The sequence below is a fragment of the Pseudoalteromonas sp. B131b genome (assembly GCF_037162545.1).
GTDB lineage: Bacteria > Pseudomonadota > Gammaproteobacteria > Enterobacterales > Alteromonadaceae > Pseudoalteromonas > Pseudoalteromonas fuliginea.
The window spans coordinates 2894598-2909552 of sequence record NZ_JARLUZ010000001.1 but is presented as its reverse complement, the minus strand read 5'-3'; the positions used below and the strand labels follow the sequence as shown (position 1 = coordinate 2909552).

Below are 14955 nucleotides of genomic sequence, written 5' to 3'. Positions count from 1 at the left end.
ACTAAACAATGAACTAAACAAGACAGCAACTAAACAAGACAGCCACTCTATTTTTAATCTGGCTATTCACTTTTAGGTTGAGAATTTATCTTTTAATATTGGGTTACTTTTATTTCATCCATTAAATAAGACATTAGCACGCTAAAACCTGAATTACACGCATGAAAATAACTGCAAAGTTGCAGTTTTAACTTTTGCCAAATGGTTTTTAATTTATGCGAGTAGCTTTTCGCAGTTGCTAATATTTGATCGCCGTTTCCGCTTTAAGTTTTCACAGTAACTTGCTTGTGAAGTGGGCCTGCCTACTGCACCATGAAATACGCGCGTAAATTGCGTAGTCAGTTTTAACCAGTTCTCTGGGGAGATATTAAGCCTTTCTAACAAAGGTAGGTTCATGTTATCAATATACCCGCGTTTATCCTCCCGTATTATTCGCCCTGTTAGCTCAACAAGTTCAAGGTACGATTTAAGCTCAAACGGCAGTCCTTTAGGCATAATCTGACGTGGCATACCTGCAAAACGTAGTAACTGTTTAGGCTGTTTAACTTCTGCCGCGCATGTTAAGCGATTTTGTACACTGGTATGGTCTGACTCTTCTGGTGTGTTAGCCATTTTAGCTCTAATGGGATTTAAATCAACATAGGCCATACAGGCTGCAAGTGCTGCTTCATCTAGTAATGCTTGCGATTTGAATCTACCCTCCCAGAACCTCCCTGTGCAGTTATCTTCTTTATTTGCTCTGCGGGCAATGTCTTCATTTAACACCCGCATAAACCAGCTAATACTTGCTAGACGTTCGCGGTATTGTTTAACCGTTTGGTTGAAAAAGATGAGTTCAACTTTACTTAGCTTTTCACCTTGTACATATTTTTGCGTTAACAATGTGCCTTTACACAGTTTATGCCAGCGAATAACAATCGCTTTATCATTCAGCCTGTTTGCTTTCTTATCATCTACATATAGTACTAAATGGGTATGATTACTCATGACGGCATAAGCACATACATCAATACAAAATATTTTTGCTAATTCAAGCAGCTTATCTTCAACCCAACCTCGTCGATGCTCGTAAGATTGACCTGTAAAACGGTCTTCGCCACATAAAAATGCACGACGAACACACCGTGAAATACAGTGATAGTATTTTGTATCAACCAAACTAACTTGACGCTTTCTTGCTATTGCCATGTGGCACCTGCTTACTTTTCACACTACGCAAAGGCTAGCCTCTAACTTCGAAAAGTGCAAAATTTAGAGTGGGTGTCTAGTTAATTTGTAAGAGTGGGTGTCTAGTTAATTTGTAAGTTAATTTGTATTCGTTCAATTGATTACTGTAATTTTACGCAGAATATAAAAAAGTGTTTGATATTGTTTTAATTGGCGTTTTGGAAGAGATTACGGGTGTTTGAGTGGCTTTTATTTAGAGTATGAGGGCTTACCCTTCTTAATGCATCGTGTTTTGCAGCTTTTCTATATTATGAACAAGGCAATACAGTTGCCACACAATAAAGTAAAGGCATTCACTTTCGCTTGACCCCGTAAGATCAATTTATTCATGCCTTTATTCACCGTAATATTCCGCTTTTTATTTAAAGGTAAGTCGGTTTAATACAACCAAATCGTTTGCCACTCTTTAATAAACAGCTATCGTAGCCCGATTGGGCTGTCTATTTTTACTTTCATTTTGTCTACATAGCTCAGCTTTTTGCGTGATTCATTATTTATAATAATGCACTCTTCATACTGTTTTTGTTGGCTTTTTTCCTAATGATTAGGATAGGTGTCATCCTAATCATTATAAATTTAGGATATATACAACATTGACGTAGGTCGGATAAATGGCGAAGCCATGCCATCCGACAATAGATTTATGAACAAAGATAGGCGTTTATTGTGTTGGTAATTTGGATGGGTGTCATCCTAATTATTGTTATACCATCATCAGATCATTGGCATTTAAGTGGATACGAATCCTATTTAGGTGCTGGAAAACACATACGCCCTATGATGAATCAACTTACTTAACTGCATTGAAAAGTAAGGGATCACCGCTGTTAAAATTTGCGGTGGAAAGTGAGCTTTAGCGCTTGCTGTCCACCTCAGAGCGTGTTGTTAGAGTTCCTTTTTTAATGCCCTAATTTGAATTAAATACCTTTCACCAAAAGGAGTTAGCCTCCAATATGTTTTATTATCTGATACTGCGCGCTTTTTAATACCTGACTCCATAAGGCCCAAAGCTTGAAATTGAACATGAATTTGATCTTCACAAATACGTTGTAGGATTATGTCACTGTAATGAATAAACTCATCATATTCCTCAGGTAACGAATGAAAATATGCTAGCCTTATTTTTTCTGCTAACTCTTCAGTAGAGCACTCACCTGATAATTCAGTTCCACAATATGAGAATAACTTATCCCAAGTTGCTTCTAAAAATACCACTTCTTTTTTCTGTCTTTTTTTATCTATATAAAGATTTGCGTATAATGTATGAATGTCTTCGCCGTTTTCTAATTCGTCATAGTTTGATGGTTTACCATCTTTTCTACTTAATGCTTCCACTTCTAATTCAGCAATTCTGGTTCTCAGCCTTTCCATCTCAGACAGCATTTCTTGATCGGCAGCAAGTTTGCACGTTATGCTGATGACATAATCATTTTAGTAAAAACGAAAAGTGAAGGGCTCATAATCCAACGGGACATTACTGCGTTTATCACTAACCGATTAAAACTCAAAGTGAATGAATCGAAAAGTCGAGTCGGTCCCGTATCAGGCTCGAAATTTCTTGGGTTTACCTTCCGTTACGCTCAAGTGCAGATCCACGAACAGGCGCTAAAGAAATTTAAAGCAAATGTAAGAGAACTCACTAACCGCAACTGGGGGATCTCAATGACCCTACAAATTCATAAACTCACGCAGTATTTACGTGGCTGGGGACACTATTACCTAATAGCCAACGCTTATCAGCTAACGATGGATTTAGATCATTGGATCCGCCGTAGGATAAGAATGTGCTACTGGCGGCAGTGGCGAAAACCTCGTACCAAAGTACGCAGTTTAATGAAATTAGGTGTTAGCGAACGACTCGCCATAGCCTGTGGTATCACCAGTAAAGGCCCTTGTCGAAGCTCAAAAACAAAAGGAATTAACATTGCGCTAGGCAATGATTACTTAGCGTCACAAGGTTTAGTGTCATTGAGAGATATTTGGATCAATATTCATTACGGGAGATGAACCGCCCATTGCGGACCCGCATGATGGGTGGTGTGGGGGCTGGAGGTTAGAGACCTCCGGCTACCCGATTATACGAATTAAGCTCAATCACCAATACCAAAAAAAGCATTTAATAGCACAGATAAAAACCAGCCACTAAAACCACCAACTAATAAACCTGATACCTGATTTTTTAATTTACTTTTTTCTTTTAATTCCTCTCTCAATTCATCGACTTTTACAGATTGCTTTGTTATTTGCTCTGAAATCATATTTATTAAAGAGGAATCAGGGCGGGATCACACTTTGTAAATAAACAAATTTTATGATCTAATACCATAAATTTCATAACCTTACACTTATTATGTCACTCTTCTCACATTTAGAACTCGTCAAAGATAATCGTTCACATATAAATCAACACCATAACTTAGTTGATGTGCTTTTTCTTATTATTACTGCCGTTACATCAGGGTGTGAAAACTGGCAAGATATTGAAGTCTATGGCGAAAGTAAGCTTAATTGGTTAAGAGGATTTCGTTCTTTCAAAAATGGCATACCCACTCGACATAGTATTGCTCGGATTTTTAGAACCGTTGATACTGACTCATTACTACTCGCGATGTATAGCTGGGTCAATCAAAACCGCGTTAAATCAGCGCATCCTGTCATTGCCTTCGATGGCAAAACTATTCGCGGAGCAAGTAAACACATTGCTGATAAATTACACCTCGTTTCAGCATTTGATTGTGAGGCAGGTCTCACATTATTCCATCAAACAGTTGGCAGTAAGACGAATGAAATACCGGCAGTTCGGGATTTATTGAAAATACTCGATATCAATAACACCGTCATTACACTTGATGCTTTGCACTGCCAAAAAGAAACGCTAAAACAGCTAATTAGCAGACATGCAGATTATCTAGTGCAAGCAAAGGGTAATCAAAAGAAACTTTATAGCGCGATTCAAGATGCATTTACACACCAGTATGAATCTGAAAACTCAGAGATACTTAGTCATGTAACACAAGATGCAGGGCATGGGCGAAAAGAAGTACGCACGATAGATTGTCTTGATGCGCGTTTATTACCGAGTGAAATTAAAGAGAGCTGGCCATCAGTTAGGACAATCGTTGCGGTGCAGCGAGAGCGAACGAAGGGTAATAGAACGAGTATTGACACACATTACTACCTAACATCGCTGACAGACAATATATTGATAAGTAAAGCAATAAGACAACATTGGCTGATAGAAAATCAGCAACACTGGATACTGGATGTCGTATTTAAAGAAGATGCCTGTCAAATACATGAGCCATTAAGTGCGCAACATATGGCACTATTTAGACGCGTCGTTAGGAACATGATAAAGCAGCATACGAAAAGCAAGGGGTCAATAAGAAGTAAGTGTGTAAGAGCTTGTTATGATGATGCTTTTAGAGAAGAACTTCTTTTTGGTTAACATTTTTAACAAAGTATGCTCGCGCCCTGAAAGAGGAATCGACACCTAAACCTAATTTTTCAATAATTTGTCTTTCAGAAATTATTGACGGTTTACCATTTTTCAAAATGTAGGGACTGTCATCTGCAAATGCTAATGAATCACTCTTTTCTATTTTTAATAAATAAATATTTTGTAGACGCACTTTATGCTGGCTAATTTGAGGTTCAACTCCTTTAAGGAGTTGTAGAGAATTATCAATCAAATTATTATTAACATTTTCAATGCCTGAACCATATCCATCTTTTGAATATGCTCCAACTAATATATACCCACCACTATCATTAGCTAGACTAGATATATATTTAGACAACTCTAAAGGTGTTATTGAAGCTGATAAAATTAATTGAACCTTGTTATTAGAGGAACTAATAAAATCTGAAGTCCAATCCTGAATTGATGTGTCGATTTCTTTAAGCACCTAAACTCCATTTAAATTTAAACTTTTGAATTAAACGCAAATCTGCCAAATTCGTATAACGCCCAGCTCAGCGGGCAATTGGAGCTCAGCGTAAATTGATCCGCTGCAGCTGCTTGTTATAAATAATTTACCCCGTACCTAACTTGAACGAAGTCATTTGCAAAAGCGGTTGCATCAGAGTCCACAAGCTTTATTTGGCTGTTGAGTTTACCAAAAAGAGGGATACCGTCTCCTAGCAGCAGAGGAACCCTAGTTATTGTCATTTCATTGATGAGACGACAATTGAGAAATGAGGTGATTGTAGAGCCACCGTCAATATAAGCATGCTCAAATCCTTTGCTTTCCAATTCCCTAACCAAATCAGTAATTTCACCTGAGAACATCTCTACTTTTCCTTTAAGGTTCTCGGGCGGTGTTTTTATAGTATTACTCAAAACAACGATATGTGTATCGCCATAAGGCCATTGTTCGGGAGGTAAATTCATATTAGAAATCATTTCCATACACTTACGCCCCATGACCATACAATCCACGGATGCCATAAATGAGGCAAACCCCATGTCTGCGTGGTCACCCATATCTGCTTCCGAGTTCCCTGCACTATGGAGCCAGTCCACGCCTCCGTCGGGAGTCGCAATGTAGCCATCAGCGCTTGTTGCAATATATACGGAGCATTTCATTCTATATTCCTAACTCTAATTCTGAGATTACTTATAACAATTTTGTCTACGACATTTGTCGTTTTATAAACCGACAAATGTCCATATATTACAATGCATTTATCTTAACCATCAAATAAACAACTGTAAACAATTAGTTAACTGGAAATTATTTTTAATCAATGCACAAATGCACCGAAATGGTGGAGATCAGTAATATTGGACAAAACAATAAGTACTGTCTATATATACAGTTAACTTTTGCTAGAGATTCATATCATGAAATCACCTTTTTTAACTATGATAGCCGAACAAATGTATCTAAAGCGTTATGCTAAAAGTACCGTTAAAGCGTATTTATACTGGATAGCTTCATTTATTCGTTTTAACTCTATGAGGCATCCAACAACGATGGGGGATAATGAGGTCGAACTTTTTTAAATCACTTAGTTAACCAACAAAATGTTGCTCCTAACACTCAAACACAAGCCTTAAATGCGTTGAGCTTTTTATTTAAAGAAGTGATTAAAAAGCCACTTTCATTATCATTAAGTTTTATTAAGAGCAAACGAGCAACTAAACTACCGATAGTTTTAACGCAGCAAGAAATAAATAATTTTTTTAAAGTGTGCTCTGCAAAGCATTATTTACCCTGTGGATTACTTTATGGCAGTGGTATGCGATTAATGGAGGTACTGCGTTTACGGGTACACGATATTGACTTTGACTATAACTGCATTCGAATTTGGGATGGCAAAGGAGGCAAAAATCGTGTTGTAACCCTTGCCGTAGAGCTCACACCGCAATTACGTTCCCAAATACAATTAGTTGATAGTTATCTACAATTAGATCTTAAAAACCCTTTGTATTGCGGTGTGTACATGCCGCATTTGTTACGTAAAAAATATCCAAACCACAATAGACAGCTGGGCTGGCAATATTTATTTTCATCACATAAATTAAGTCTTGATCCCGAGAGTAAACAATGAAGGCGCCATCATATTGATGAAAAGCAATTACAACGCGCTGTTAAAAAAGCCGCTTTTGATGCAAATATTAACAAACACGTTACCCCACATACTTTGCGCCACTCATTTGCTACGCACTTGCTGCAAAGCGGCGCTGATATACGTACAGTACAAACACAGCTAGGTCATAGTGATGTGCGTACTACACAAATATATACCCATGTACTACAACAAATTGCCAACGCCGTTATCAGCCCTTTTTCAAGATTATAAATCTCCCCTATTTAAAACAAAAAGCACAGCCCACAAGCGCCATGCTTTTTAAATCAACCTTAATCCAGTTCGGTTTACAAACGAATGCCGCCGTCTATTTCAACCACGCGACCGGTAAAAAAGTCGTTTTCGATTATGTATTGTGCAGTATGGGCAATTTCGTCGCTTTCGCCTAAGCGCCCTACTGGCGTTACTGCAAGCATACGTTGTTTGGCTTCAGGCTTCATGGCGTCGGTCATGGCAGTACTTATTACACCTGGTGCAATAGCGCCTACACGTATACCAAAGCGGCCAAGTTCTTTAGCCCATGTGGTTGTAAGGGCCACTACGCCTGCTTTTGATGCTGCGTAATTTGTTTGGCCTATGTTACCTGCGCGCGCTACGCTCGACATATTAACTATAACGCCGCCTTTGCCTGATTCAATCATGTGGCTTGCAGCTTCCCGCCCTGCTAAAAACACACCGGTTAGGTTTACATCAATAACTGATTGAAATTGCTCAAGAGACATTTTTTTAACGACTTTACCGTCTTTAGCCTTTATAAACATGCCGTCGCGTAAAATACCTGCGTTGTTTATAAGCACACCAATGTGGCCAAAATCGCTGTTAATGGTATTAAATACGTTTTCTACTTCGCTCTCATTTGTCACGTTTGCGGCATAACCTTTAATATTGCTAGTTACACCTTCAAGCTGCATTAATTGCATAAGTTGCTCGCATGCGGTGTTTAATAAGTCTTGTGCCATATCTATTAATGCAATGTTTGCACCCATAAGTGCAAACTTTTGCGCCATTGCAAAGCCTAAACCTTGTGCGCCACCGGTTATTACTACCGTGTTATTTTTAATTTCCACGCGTTGCTCCTACTTTGAAAACAGGTTAAAAATGGCACTAAAGTCATCACTACCCGCACCTTGGTATTGTAGCATAGTGTATAAATTTTTAGCCATTGAACCCATAGGGGTTGATGAGTTACTTTGCTGCGCGGCTTCCATGGCAAGGCCTAAATCTTTAGCCATTAAATCAACCATAAAGCCTGGTTTGTAATCGTTACTTGCAGGGGCTGTATCCATTACACCTGGGCAAGGATTGTAAAGTTCAAGCGTCCAGTTACGGCCAGAACTTGCGGTCATAATGTCGCTAAGTACTTTAGGATCGAGGCCGTTATTAATACCCATTTGCAGTGCTTCGCTGGTGCCTGCCATTAAAATGCTAAGTAGCATGTTATTACATATTTTTGCTACTTGCCCTGCGCCAATATCGCCTGCATGAAATATGTTTTTACCCATATCACTCAGCACTGTATTTGCTTTATCAAACGCTGCTTTTTCGCCGCCTACAATAAAGGTAAGTGTGCCTGCGGTTGCGCCTGCAACGCCGCCCGATACCGGTGCATCTACAAAGCTTATGCCTTGTTCACCAAGTGCGTTGCCTACAATACGTGCTGATTCTGCATCTATTGTTGAGCAGTCAATGACTAATGTATTTTTGCTTAGCACGTTAATTAGGCCGTTGTCGTCGTTGTTACCTAAGTAAAGCGATTTAACATGTTTGCCCGCAGGTAACATGCTAATAAGCACGTCAGCATTAGTTGCGCACTGTTTTGCATCAACTGCTGCTTTTGCGCCTTTGCTTGCAAGTTCATTTACAACCGACTGGTTTAAATCAAACACGCTAACAGTATGGCCTGCTTTAATTAAGTTAGCCGCCATTGGGCCGCCCATATTGCCTAAGCCGATAAAACCGATATTGAGTTTAGTCATCGTCTTTCCTTTATTTGTGTGTTGGCGTGTCTAAGCCATTGAGTGGGTGGTTTTCGCCAAAGCGATTAGCAAAAAAGCTGTCGATTATTGTTTGTGGTACATCACTAAGTGTTTTGTACTGCCAATTAGGCGTGCCGTCTTTATCTATTAATAACGCCCTTACACCTTCTTGAAACTCACCTACTTCGCCAGCACGCACCGACATACCCAGCTCCATTTTAAAACACGCTAATAAACTTTTACTTTTACTTGTTTTTAATTGCTCATTAACGAGTGCACAACTTAATGGGCATCCGTGTTTAAGTGATTTTTGAGCGCGTTGTAGCCATTTATCGTCAGTGGTTAGCCCTAAAATGTAATCAACCTGCGCTTGCAAGGTTGTAAACTCACCCAGCTTTTGAATCGTTTTTAAATTAGCTTTTACGTTGCCTTTGGACATACGCGCCGACTGGTTGTCTAAATCGGTGAGTAAATCGGTTAATCGCTCATGATTTAGACTTGCCGTTTTGCCCCACTTTGCAGTTAAAATTTGTGCAAGCATGGCATCAAATTTGTTGCTATCGATAAAGTGATCGGCAAGTGATACAAAACGTGCGTCGTCGCAGTTTATAGAGGCCGACGTTAACCCTAAAAATAACCCAACGCTTTGTGGCATTTTATGTAAAAAGTAACTGCCGCCTACATCTGGGTATAAACCTATGGTTTGCTCTGGCATGGCAATGCGTGATGTTTCGGTTACAACGCGGTGGCTAGCACCGGCCATTAGCCCTAAACCGCCGCCCATCACTATGCCGTTACCCCAAACAAGGATTGGTTTATCAAAGGTATGAATAAGGTAATCAAGCTTGTACTCAAGTGTAAAAAAATCTTCAACTAAACTTGTTGGTTTACCCTGCGCCATCGCATGATGAAGGCTCACAACATCGCCACCAGCACAAAATGCTTTATCGCCTGCGCCTTTTAACAAAACCATTGCAATAGTTTCATCGTCTTGCCAAGCTCGCAATTGCGGCTCAAGTAATTTTATCATCTCAAAATTAAGTGCATTTAAGGCTTTTGGCGCATTGAGTGTAATAAGCCCAATTAAACTGCCGTTTTCTGCGGTTGCGGTTTCAAATACCACAGGCTCATCGGCGCTATTTAATAATGTTAAAGCACTCATTAGCCATTTACCCAGTTAGCGCGGCGTTTTTCTAAAAAGGCATTTACGCCCTCTTGTTGATCTTCGGTATCAAATAAACCAACAAATAACTCGCGCTCAAGAGGCAATACACTTGCCATTGGTTGATGACGCCCCTTTTGAATCAATGTTTTACACGCAGCAACTGAGGTAGGGCTTTGATCGGCCACTTGGTTGGCAAGTTTTAGTGCTGCCGCAAAGCTTTCACCTTGTGGTACTACTTCTTCTACTAAGCCAATTTGTAGGGCTTTATCGGCTTTTAAGCGCTCACCGCATAAAATCATGCGTTTTGCCCAGCCTTCGCCTACTAGCCATGCTAAATTTTGTGTACCACCCGCACAGGGTAATAAGCCAACTTTAGCTTCAGGGAGCGCCATTTGTGCTTGTTCTTCAGCTATACGTATATCGCACGCAAGCGCCACTTCTAGCCCACCGCCCATTGCATAGCCATTAATGGCTGCAACCGACACGCCTCTAAAATTAGTAAGCGCTTCGAATGCTTCACCAAATACACACGACATATCGGCGGCTACGCCTTTATCGCCACCAGCAAATACGTTTAGGTCGGCACCTGCGCTAAAAAACTTCTCGCCTTCACCAGTCAGTACTAATGCATAAATATTTTTATTATTATTAAGCTCATTAACGGTATTTTTTAAATCAACTAGGGTGTCTTTTGTCCAGGTATTTGCTGGCGGGTTAGACATAGTTAAAATAGCAACATGACCTTCGGTTGTAAGTTCAATACTCGGATTAGATTTAGATTCTGACATACATTGCTCCTTATAAAACGTCGCTTGCAGACTCAGCCAAAATACGGCGCGCTATAATCACACGCATAATTTCGTTAGTGCCCTCTAAAATTTGATGAACGCGTACATCACGTACATGGCGCTCAAGCGGGTATTCTTTTATGTAACCGTAACCACCATGAATTTGCAGTGCGTCGTTACACACAGTAAAGCCAACATCGGTAGCAAAGCGTTTAGCCATCGCGCAGTAAGTGGTTTTTTCAACGTCGTTATTATCAAGTTTAAATGCAGCAAGCCTTACCATTTGGCGCGCAGCTACAAGTTCGGTGTTCATATCGGCAATTTTAAATTGCAATGCTTGAAACGCAGCCAATGGCTTACCAAATTGTGTACGTTCTTTTAAATATTCACGGGCTGTATTAAGCGCCGCTTGCGCTGTACCAATTGAACATGTGGCAATGTTAATTCGGCCGCCATCTAGGCCTTGCATCGCAAATTTAAAGCCTTCTCCCTCTGCGCCTAATAAGTTATGCGCAGGAATGCGTACATCTTCAAAGCTAATTAGCCGTGTTGGTTGTGCGTTCCAACCCATTTTTTCTTCTGCTTTACCGTATTCAACGCCTTTTGCGTCGGCAGGCACTACAAATGCCGAAATACCCGCAGCGCCTTCGCCGCCTGTACGTGCCATTACCACTAATACTTCGGTTTCGCCAGCGCCCGATATAAACATTTTTGAGCCATTAATAACGTACTCATCACCTTCAAGCACGGCTTTTGTTTTAAGTGATGCGGCGTCTGAGCCCGAGCCTGGCTCTGTTAAACAGTAAGAGGCAAGTAACTCGCCCATTACTAATTGCTCTACGTATTTGTCTTTAACGGCATCGGTACCAAAACTTGCTACCATCCAGGTAGCCATATTATGAATGGTTAACATAGCCGTTGTTGCGGTACAGCCCATAGCAAGTTGTTCAAAAATAATGCTCGAATCTAAACGAGATAAACCAAGGCCGCCTGCTTCCTCTGGCGTGTATAAACCACAAAAACCAAGCTCGCCCGCAGCTTTAATCGTGTCTTTAGGAAAAATATGTTCGCGATCCCACTTTGCTGCATGGGGCGCAAGTTCTGACTCGGCAAATTGGCGTGCTGTTTGAGCAAAGGCTTGTTGATCTTCTGATAAGTTAAAGTCCATGGTAGACCTCTTTAATTGTGTTAGTTGTGTTGTTAGTGTTTCCCGTTACAGGGATAGTTTGTGACGAGCGGCGAAGGCTTATGTGTGTTGTGTGTGAAGTAGCCTTCGCGCCCATCTTTATTATTAATTATTCTTTTATTTACTCATTTTTTAATTACGATTATTTTAAGTTAATGCTCATATTTGGACCCGACGCAATGTCGTCTTCAAACCAACGTGAGGTAATCGTTTTAGTTTCTGTGTAAAAACGAATCCCTTGTTTACCGTAAGTGTGTGTATCGCCATAAAATGAGCCTTTCCAACCAGTGAACGAAAAGAACGGAAGTGGCACCGGAATTGGCACATTAATACCTACTTGGCCTACTTCAATTTCGTGTTGGAATTTACGAGCCACTGCGCCGCTTGAGGTAAATAACGATGTGCCGTTACCGTAAGGGCTGTCGTTAATAAGTGCAATTGCTTCATCAAGCGTGTCTACAAACATACACGCCAGTACTGGACCAAATATTTCTTCTTTGTATAAATCCATCTCTTTGGTTACATCGGTAAATAACGTTGGGCCAACCCAGTTACCTTGCTCATACCCTTCAACCGTAAAGTCAGAACCATCAATTAAACAAGTAGCACCTTGCTCTTTACCACCGGCAATGAGTGATAAAATACGTGCTTTTGCTGCTTTTGATGTTTGTGGACCGTATGCCGCGTTTGCATCATCCCATACGCCTGGGCGTACATTTTTAAAGCCTGCTTTAATTTCATCTACCCACTGACTTGCTTGACCTACAAATACAGCAACCGAAATACCCATACAACGCTGGCCAGCAGCACCGACCGATGCGCCTACTAAGTTATTTACAACGTGCGATTTACTTGCATCAGGCATAATAACCATGTGGTTTTTAGCGCCAACACACGCTTGCACGCGTTTAAGATTTTGTGTGCCTTTAGAATAAATATAAGCACCTACACCACACGAGCCAACAAACGAAATAGCACGCACTGCTTTATCTTCTAGTAAGCGGTCTACTTGTGGTTTTGTACCGTGAACAACTTGTAACACGCCTTTTGGTGCACCGGCTTCAATAAATAGCTCAGCTAAGCGCATTGGTGTAAGTGGATCTTGCTCAGACGGTTTTAAAATAAAGGTGTTACCACACACAATAGCCAGCGGGAACATCCAAAGTGGGATCATTGCAGGGAAGTTAAACGGAGTAACGCCCGCACATACGCCAAGTGGCTGCATATAAGAATACGTGTCGATTTTACGCGCTACGTTCTCCATTGTTTCACCCATCATTAATGATGGTGCGTTCGCTGCTTGTTCTACTACTTCAATACCACGCCAAACATCGCCTTTTGCATCTTCAAACGTTTTACCCAGCTCATGACAAATAATGGTAGCAAGCTCATCGTGGTGTTCTTTTAATAGCGCCGCGTACTTCATCATAATGCGAGCACGTTCAGTGATGGGTACGTCTTTCCATGTTTTAAACGTTTCAGAGGCTGAGGCAATTGCTGCGTCCATTTCTGATTCTGTGGTACATGGCACTTGTGCAAGTACTTCTTGAGTTGCTGGGTTTATAACATCGATAAGCTCTTTAGACGCTGATTGAATAAATTCGCCATTAATAAGTAGTGGTACTTGGTGCATGATTAAATCCTAGTGTGTGAGTTGTGAGTTCTCTTTTAAAATTGGTAGCGCCGCTTTGTTAGTATTATTAGTGCAGCGCTTTTATAGTTATTCGTGTAAGTATTCGTCTAGCTATTGATGTAACTGTAATTAGTAAGCTTCTACGGCCATAGCAACCGCTTCACCGCCACCAATACATAAAGACGCAATGCCTTTTTTAAGGCCTCGGTTTTTAAGGGCATGAATTAGCGTTACTAAAATACGCGCGCCGCTTGCACCAATTGGATGACCCAATGCACATGCACCGCCGTTAACGTTTACTTTGCTTTCATCAAGTTTTAACTCGTTAATAGCCAGCATGGTTACCATGGCAAATGCTTCGTTAATTTCCCAAAGGTCAACATCGTTTACAGCCCAACCTGCTTTTTCAAGCACGCTGTTCATAGCCCCTACTGGCGCTACTGTAAATTCACTTGGTTTTTGAGAATGCGTGCTGTGCGCCACAATTTTACAAAGCGGTGTTAAGCCCTGCTCTTTTGCTTTTGATTCGCTCATTAATATAAGCGCTGCGCCACCATCTGAAATTGACGATGAATTAGCCGCTGTAATAGTACCGTCTTTTTTAAAGGCTGCACGCAAGGTAGGAATTTTTTCTGGGCGGGCGTTACCTGGTTGCTCATCAATCGATACTGTTACATCGCCTTTGCGTGTTTGCATCGTGTGAGGTGCAACTTCGTCATCAAAACTGCCATTTTGTATCGCGGCTTTAGCTTTACTTAATGAGCCTAATGCAAACGCATCCATTTGCTCGCGGCCAATGCCGTATTCGTCGGCGGTGTCTTGTGCAAAACAACCCATTGCTTTGTTGTCGTAGGCGTCTTCAAGGCCATCGCTCATCATGTGATCTTTTATTTCGCCGTGACCCATACGCATTCCGCCACGCGCTTTTGGAATAAAGTACGGTGCGTTTGTCATGCTTTCCATACCACCGGCAATAGCAGATTGAATAGAGCCTGCTTTAATTAAATCGTTTGCAAGCATGGCCGCTTTTAAACCAGAGCCACATACTTTGTTAATTGTTGTAGCGCCAGTGCTAAGTGCAAGGCCTGCTTTTAACATTGCTTGGCGTGCGGGTGCTTGTCCAAGGCCTGCTGGTAATACACAGCCCATAATTACTTCGTCTATTGCATCATTAGCTAAACCAGTTTGTGCAAGTGCACTTGCAATGGCGGTTGCGCCAAGCTCGGTAGACTGCGCATCACTTAACGCTCCCATAAAACCACCCATTGGGGTGCGTTTTGCTGCTACAATTACCACTGATTCTAAAGTCATAACTAACTCCATTGTATTTATATGCAAATAGTTGTTAGTATATTTGCTCTATTAATTTAGTATTCATTTATTAT

Annotated in this window: 13 protein-coding genes and 4 pseudogenes; 4 read left to right on the top strand and 13 right to left on the bottom strand. The window is 40.8% G+C overall.

Features of this window, described 5'->3' with window-relative positions:
• Positions 1–213 precede the first annotated feature (213 nt).
• On the bottom strand, positions 214–1188 hold the full coding sequence (locus tag P4S65_RS13415; RefSeq protein ID WP_337120353.1) for a transposase: 975 nt from the start codon (positions 1186–1188) through the stop codon (positions 214–216).
• A gap of 256 nt (positions 1189–1444) precedes the next feature.
• Positions 1445–1725: pseudogene (locus P4S65_RS21940) on the bottom strand (hypothetical protein); the annotation flags it as partial.
• Between the two features lie 215 nt (positions 1726–1940).
• Between P4S65_RS21940 and P4S65_RS13410 the strand changes: the two are divergent.
• Positions 1941–2084 (top strand): annotated as a pseudogene (locus P4S65_RS13410) (IS110 family transposase); the annotation flags it as partial.
• 28 nt (positions 2085–2112) lie between these two features.
• On the opposite strand, the gene P4S65_RS13405 reads toward P4S65_RS13410, so the two are convergent.
• Positions 2113–2598: a hypothetical protein gene (locus P4S65_RS13405; RefSeq protein ID WP_337120352.1), complete on the bottom strand. Its 486-nt coding sequence runs from the start codon at positions 2596–2598 to the stop codon at positions 2113–2115.
• A gap of 27 nt (positions 2599–2625) precedes the next feature.
• On the opposite strand from P4S65_RS13405, the pseudogene P4S65_RS13400 reads away from it, so the two are divergent.
• Positions 2626–3234, top strand: a pseudogene (locus P4S65_RS13400) (group II intron maturase-specific domain-containing protein); the annotation flags it as partial.
• 83 nt (positions 3235–3317) lie between these two features.
• Here the strand turns inward: P4S65_RS13400 and P4S65_RS13395 are convergent.
• Complete coding sequence (locus P4S65_RS13395) at positions 3318–3485, bottom strand: hypothetical protein (RefSeq protein ID WP_337120351.1); 168 nt, start codon at positions 3483–3485, stop codon at positions 3318–3320.
• Between the two features lie 92 nt (positions 3486–3577).
• On the opposite strand from P4S65_RS13395, the gene P4S65_RS13390 reads away from it, so the two are divergent.
• Positions 3578–4675 carry an ISAs1-like element ISPsesp1 family transposase gene (locus tag P4S65_RS13390; protein WP_337119635.1) on the top strand — a complete coding sequence of 366 codons (1098 nt, stop codon included), beginning with the start codon at positions 3578–3580 and terminating at the stop codon, positions 4673–4675.
• On the opposite strand, the gene P4S65_RS13385 is transcribed toward P4S65_RS13390, so the two are convergent.
• On the bottom strand, positions 4650–5135 hold the full coding sequence (locus tag P4S65_RS13385; protein WP_337120350.1) for an AlbA family DNA-binding domain-containing protein: 486 nt from the start codon (positions 5133–5135) through the stop codon (positions 4650–4652). The two genes, P4S65_RS13390 and P4S65_RS13385, sit on opposite strands and share 26 nt — an antisense overlap.
• Before the next feature lie 116 nt (positions 5136–5251).
• Positions 5252–5815: a dihydrofolate reductase family protein gene (locus P4S65_RS13380; protein ID WP_337120349.1), complete on the bottom strand. Its 564-nt coding sequence runs from the start codon at positions 5813–5815 to the stop codon at positions 5252–5254.
• Between the two features lie 258 nt (positions 5816–6073).
• Here P4S65_RS13380 and P4S65_RS13375 point away from each other — a divergent pair.
• Positions 6074–7035, top strand: a pseudogene (locus tag P4S65_RS13375) (integron integrase).
• 74 nt (positions 7036–7109) lie between these two features.
• Here the strand turns inward: P4S65_RS13375 and P4S65_RS13370 are convergent.
• The 7 genes from P4S65_RS13370 to P4S65_RS13340 form a co-directional block, all read right to left on the bottom strand.
• Entirely contained in the window at positions 7110–7889 is a 780-nt protein-coding gene (locus P4S65_RS13370; RefSeq protein ID WP_024592410.1) for an SDR family oxidoreductase, read from the bottom strand.
• Between the two features lie 9 nt (positions 7890–7898).
• On the bottom strand, positions 7899–8798 hold the full coding sequence (gene mmsB / locus P4S65_RS13365) for a 3-hydroxyisobutyrate dehydrogenase (RefSeq protein WP_337120348.1): 900 nt from the start codon (positions 8796–8798) through the stop codon (positions 7899–7901).
• A 10-nt stretch (positions 8799–8808) separates the two neighbouring features.
• A complete protein-coding gene (locus tag P4S65_RS13360) occupies positions 8809–9960 on the bottom strand; it encodes an enoyl-CoA hydratase/isomerase family protein (protein WP_337120347.1) in 1152 nt (383 codons plus the stop codon).
• Entirely contained in the window at positions 9960–10751 is a 792-nt protein-coding gene (locus tag P4S65_RS13355; RefSeq protein ID WP_182711281.1) for an enoyl-CoA hydratase, read from the bottom strand. Before P4S65_RS13355 ends, P4S65_RS13360 begins: the two co-directional genes overlap by 1 nt.
• A 10-nt stretch (positions 10752–10761) precedes the next feature.
• Positions 10762–11919, bottom strand: a complete 1158-nt coding sequence (locus P4S65_RS13350; RefSeq protein ID WP_002961869.1) for an acyl-CoA dehydrogenase family protein — start codon at positions 11917–11919, stop codon at positions 10762–10764.
• Between the two features lie 160 nt (positions 11920–12079).
• Positions 12080–13570, bottom strand: a complete 1491-nt coding sequence (locus P4S65_RS13345; protein WP_033031563.1) for a CoA-acylating methylmalonate-semialdehyde dehydrogenase — start codon at positions 13568–13570, stop codon at positions 12080–12082.
• A 129-nt stretch (positions 13571–13699) separates the two neighbouring features.
• Positions 13700–14881: a thiolase family protein gene (locus P4S65_RS13340; RefSeq protein ID WP_337120346.1), complete on the bottom strand. Its 1182-nt coding sequence runs from the start codon at positions 14879–14881 to the stop codon at positions 13700–13702.
• Positions 14882–14955 lie beyond the last annotated feature (74 nt).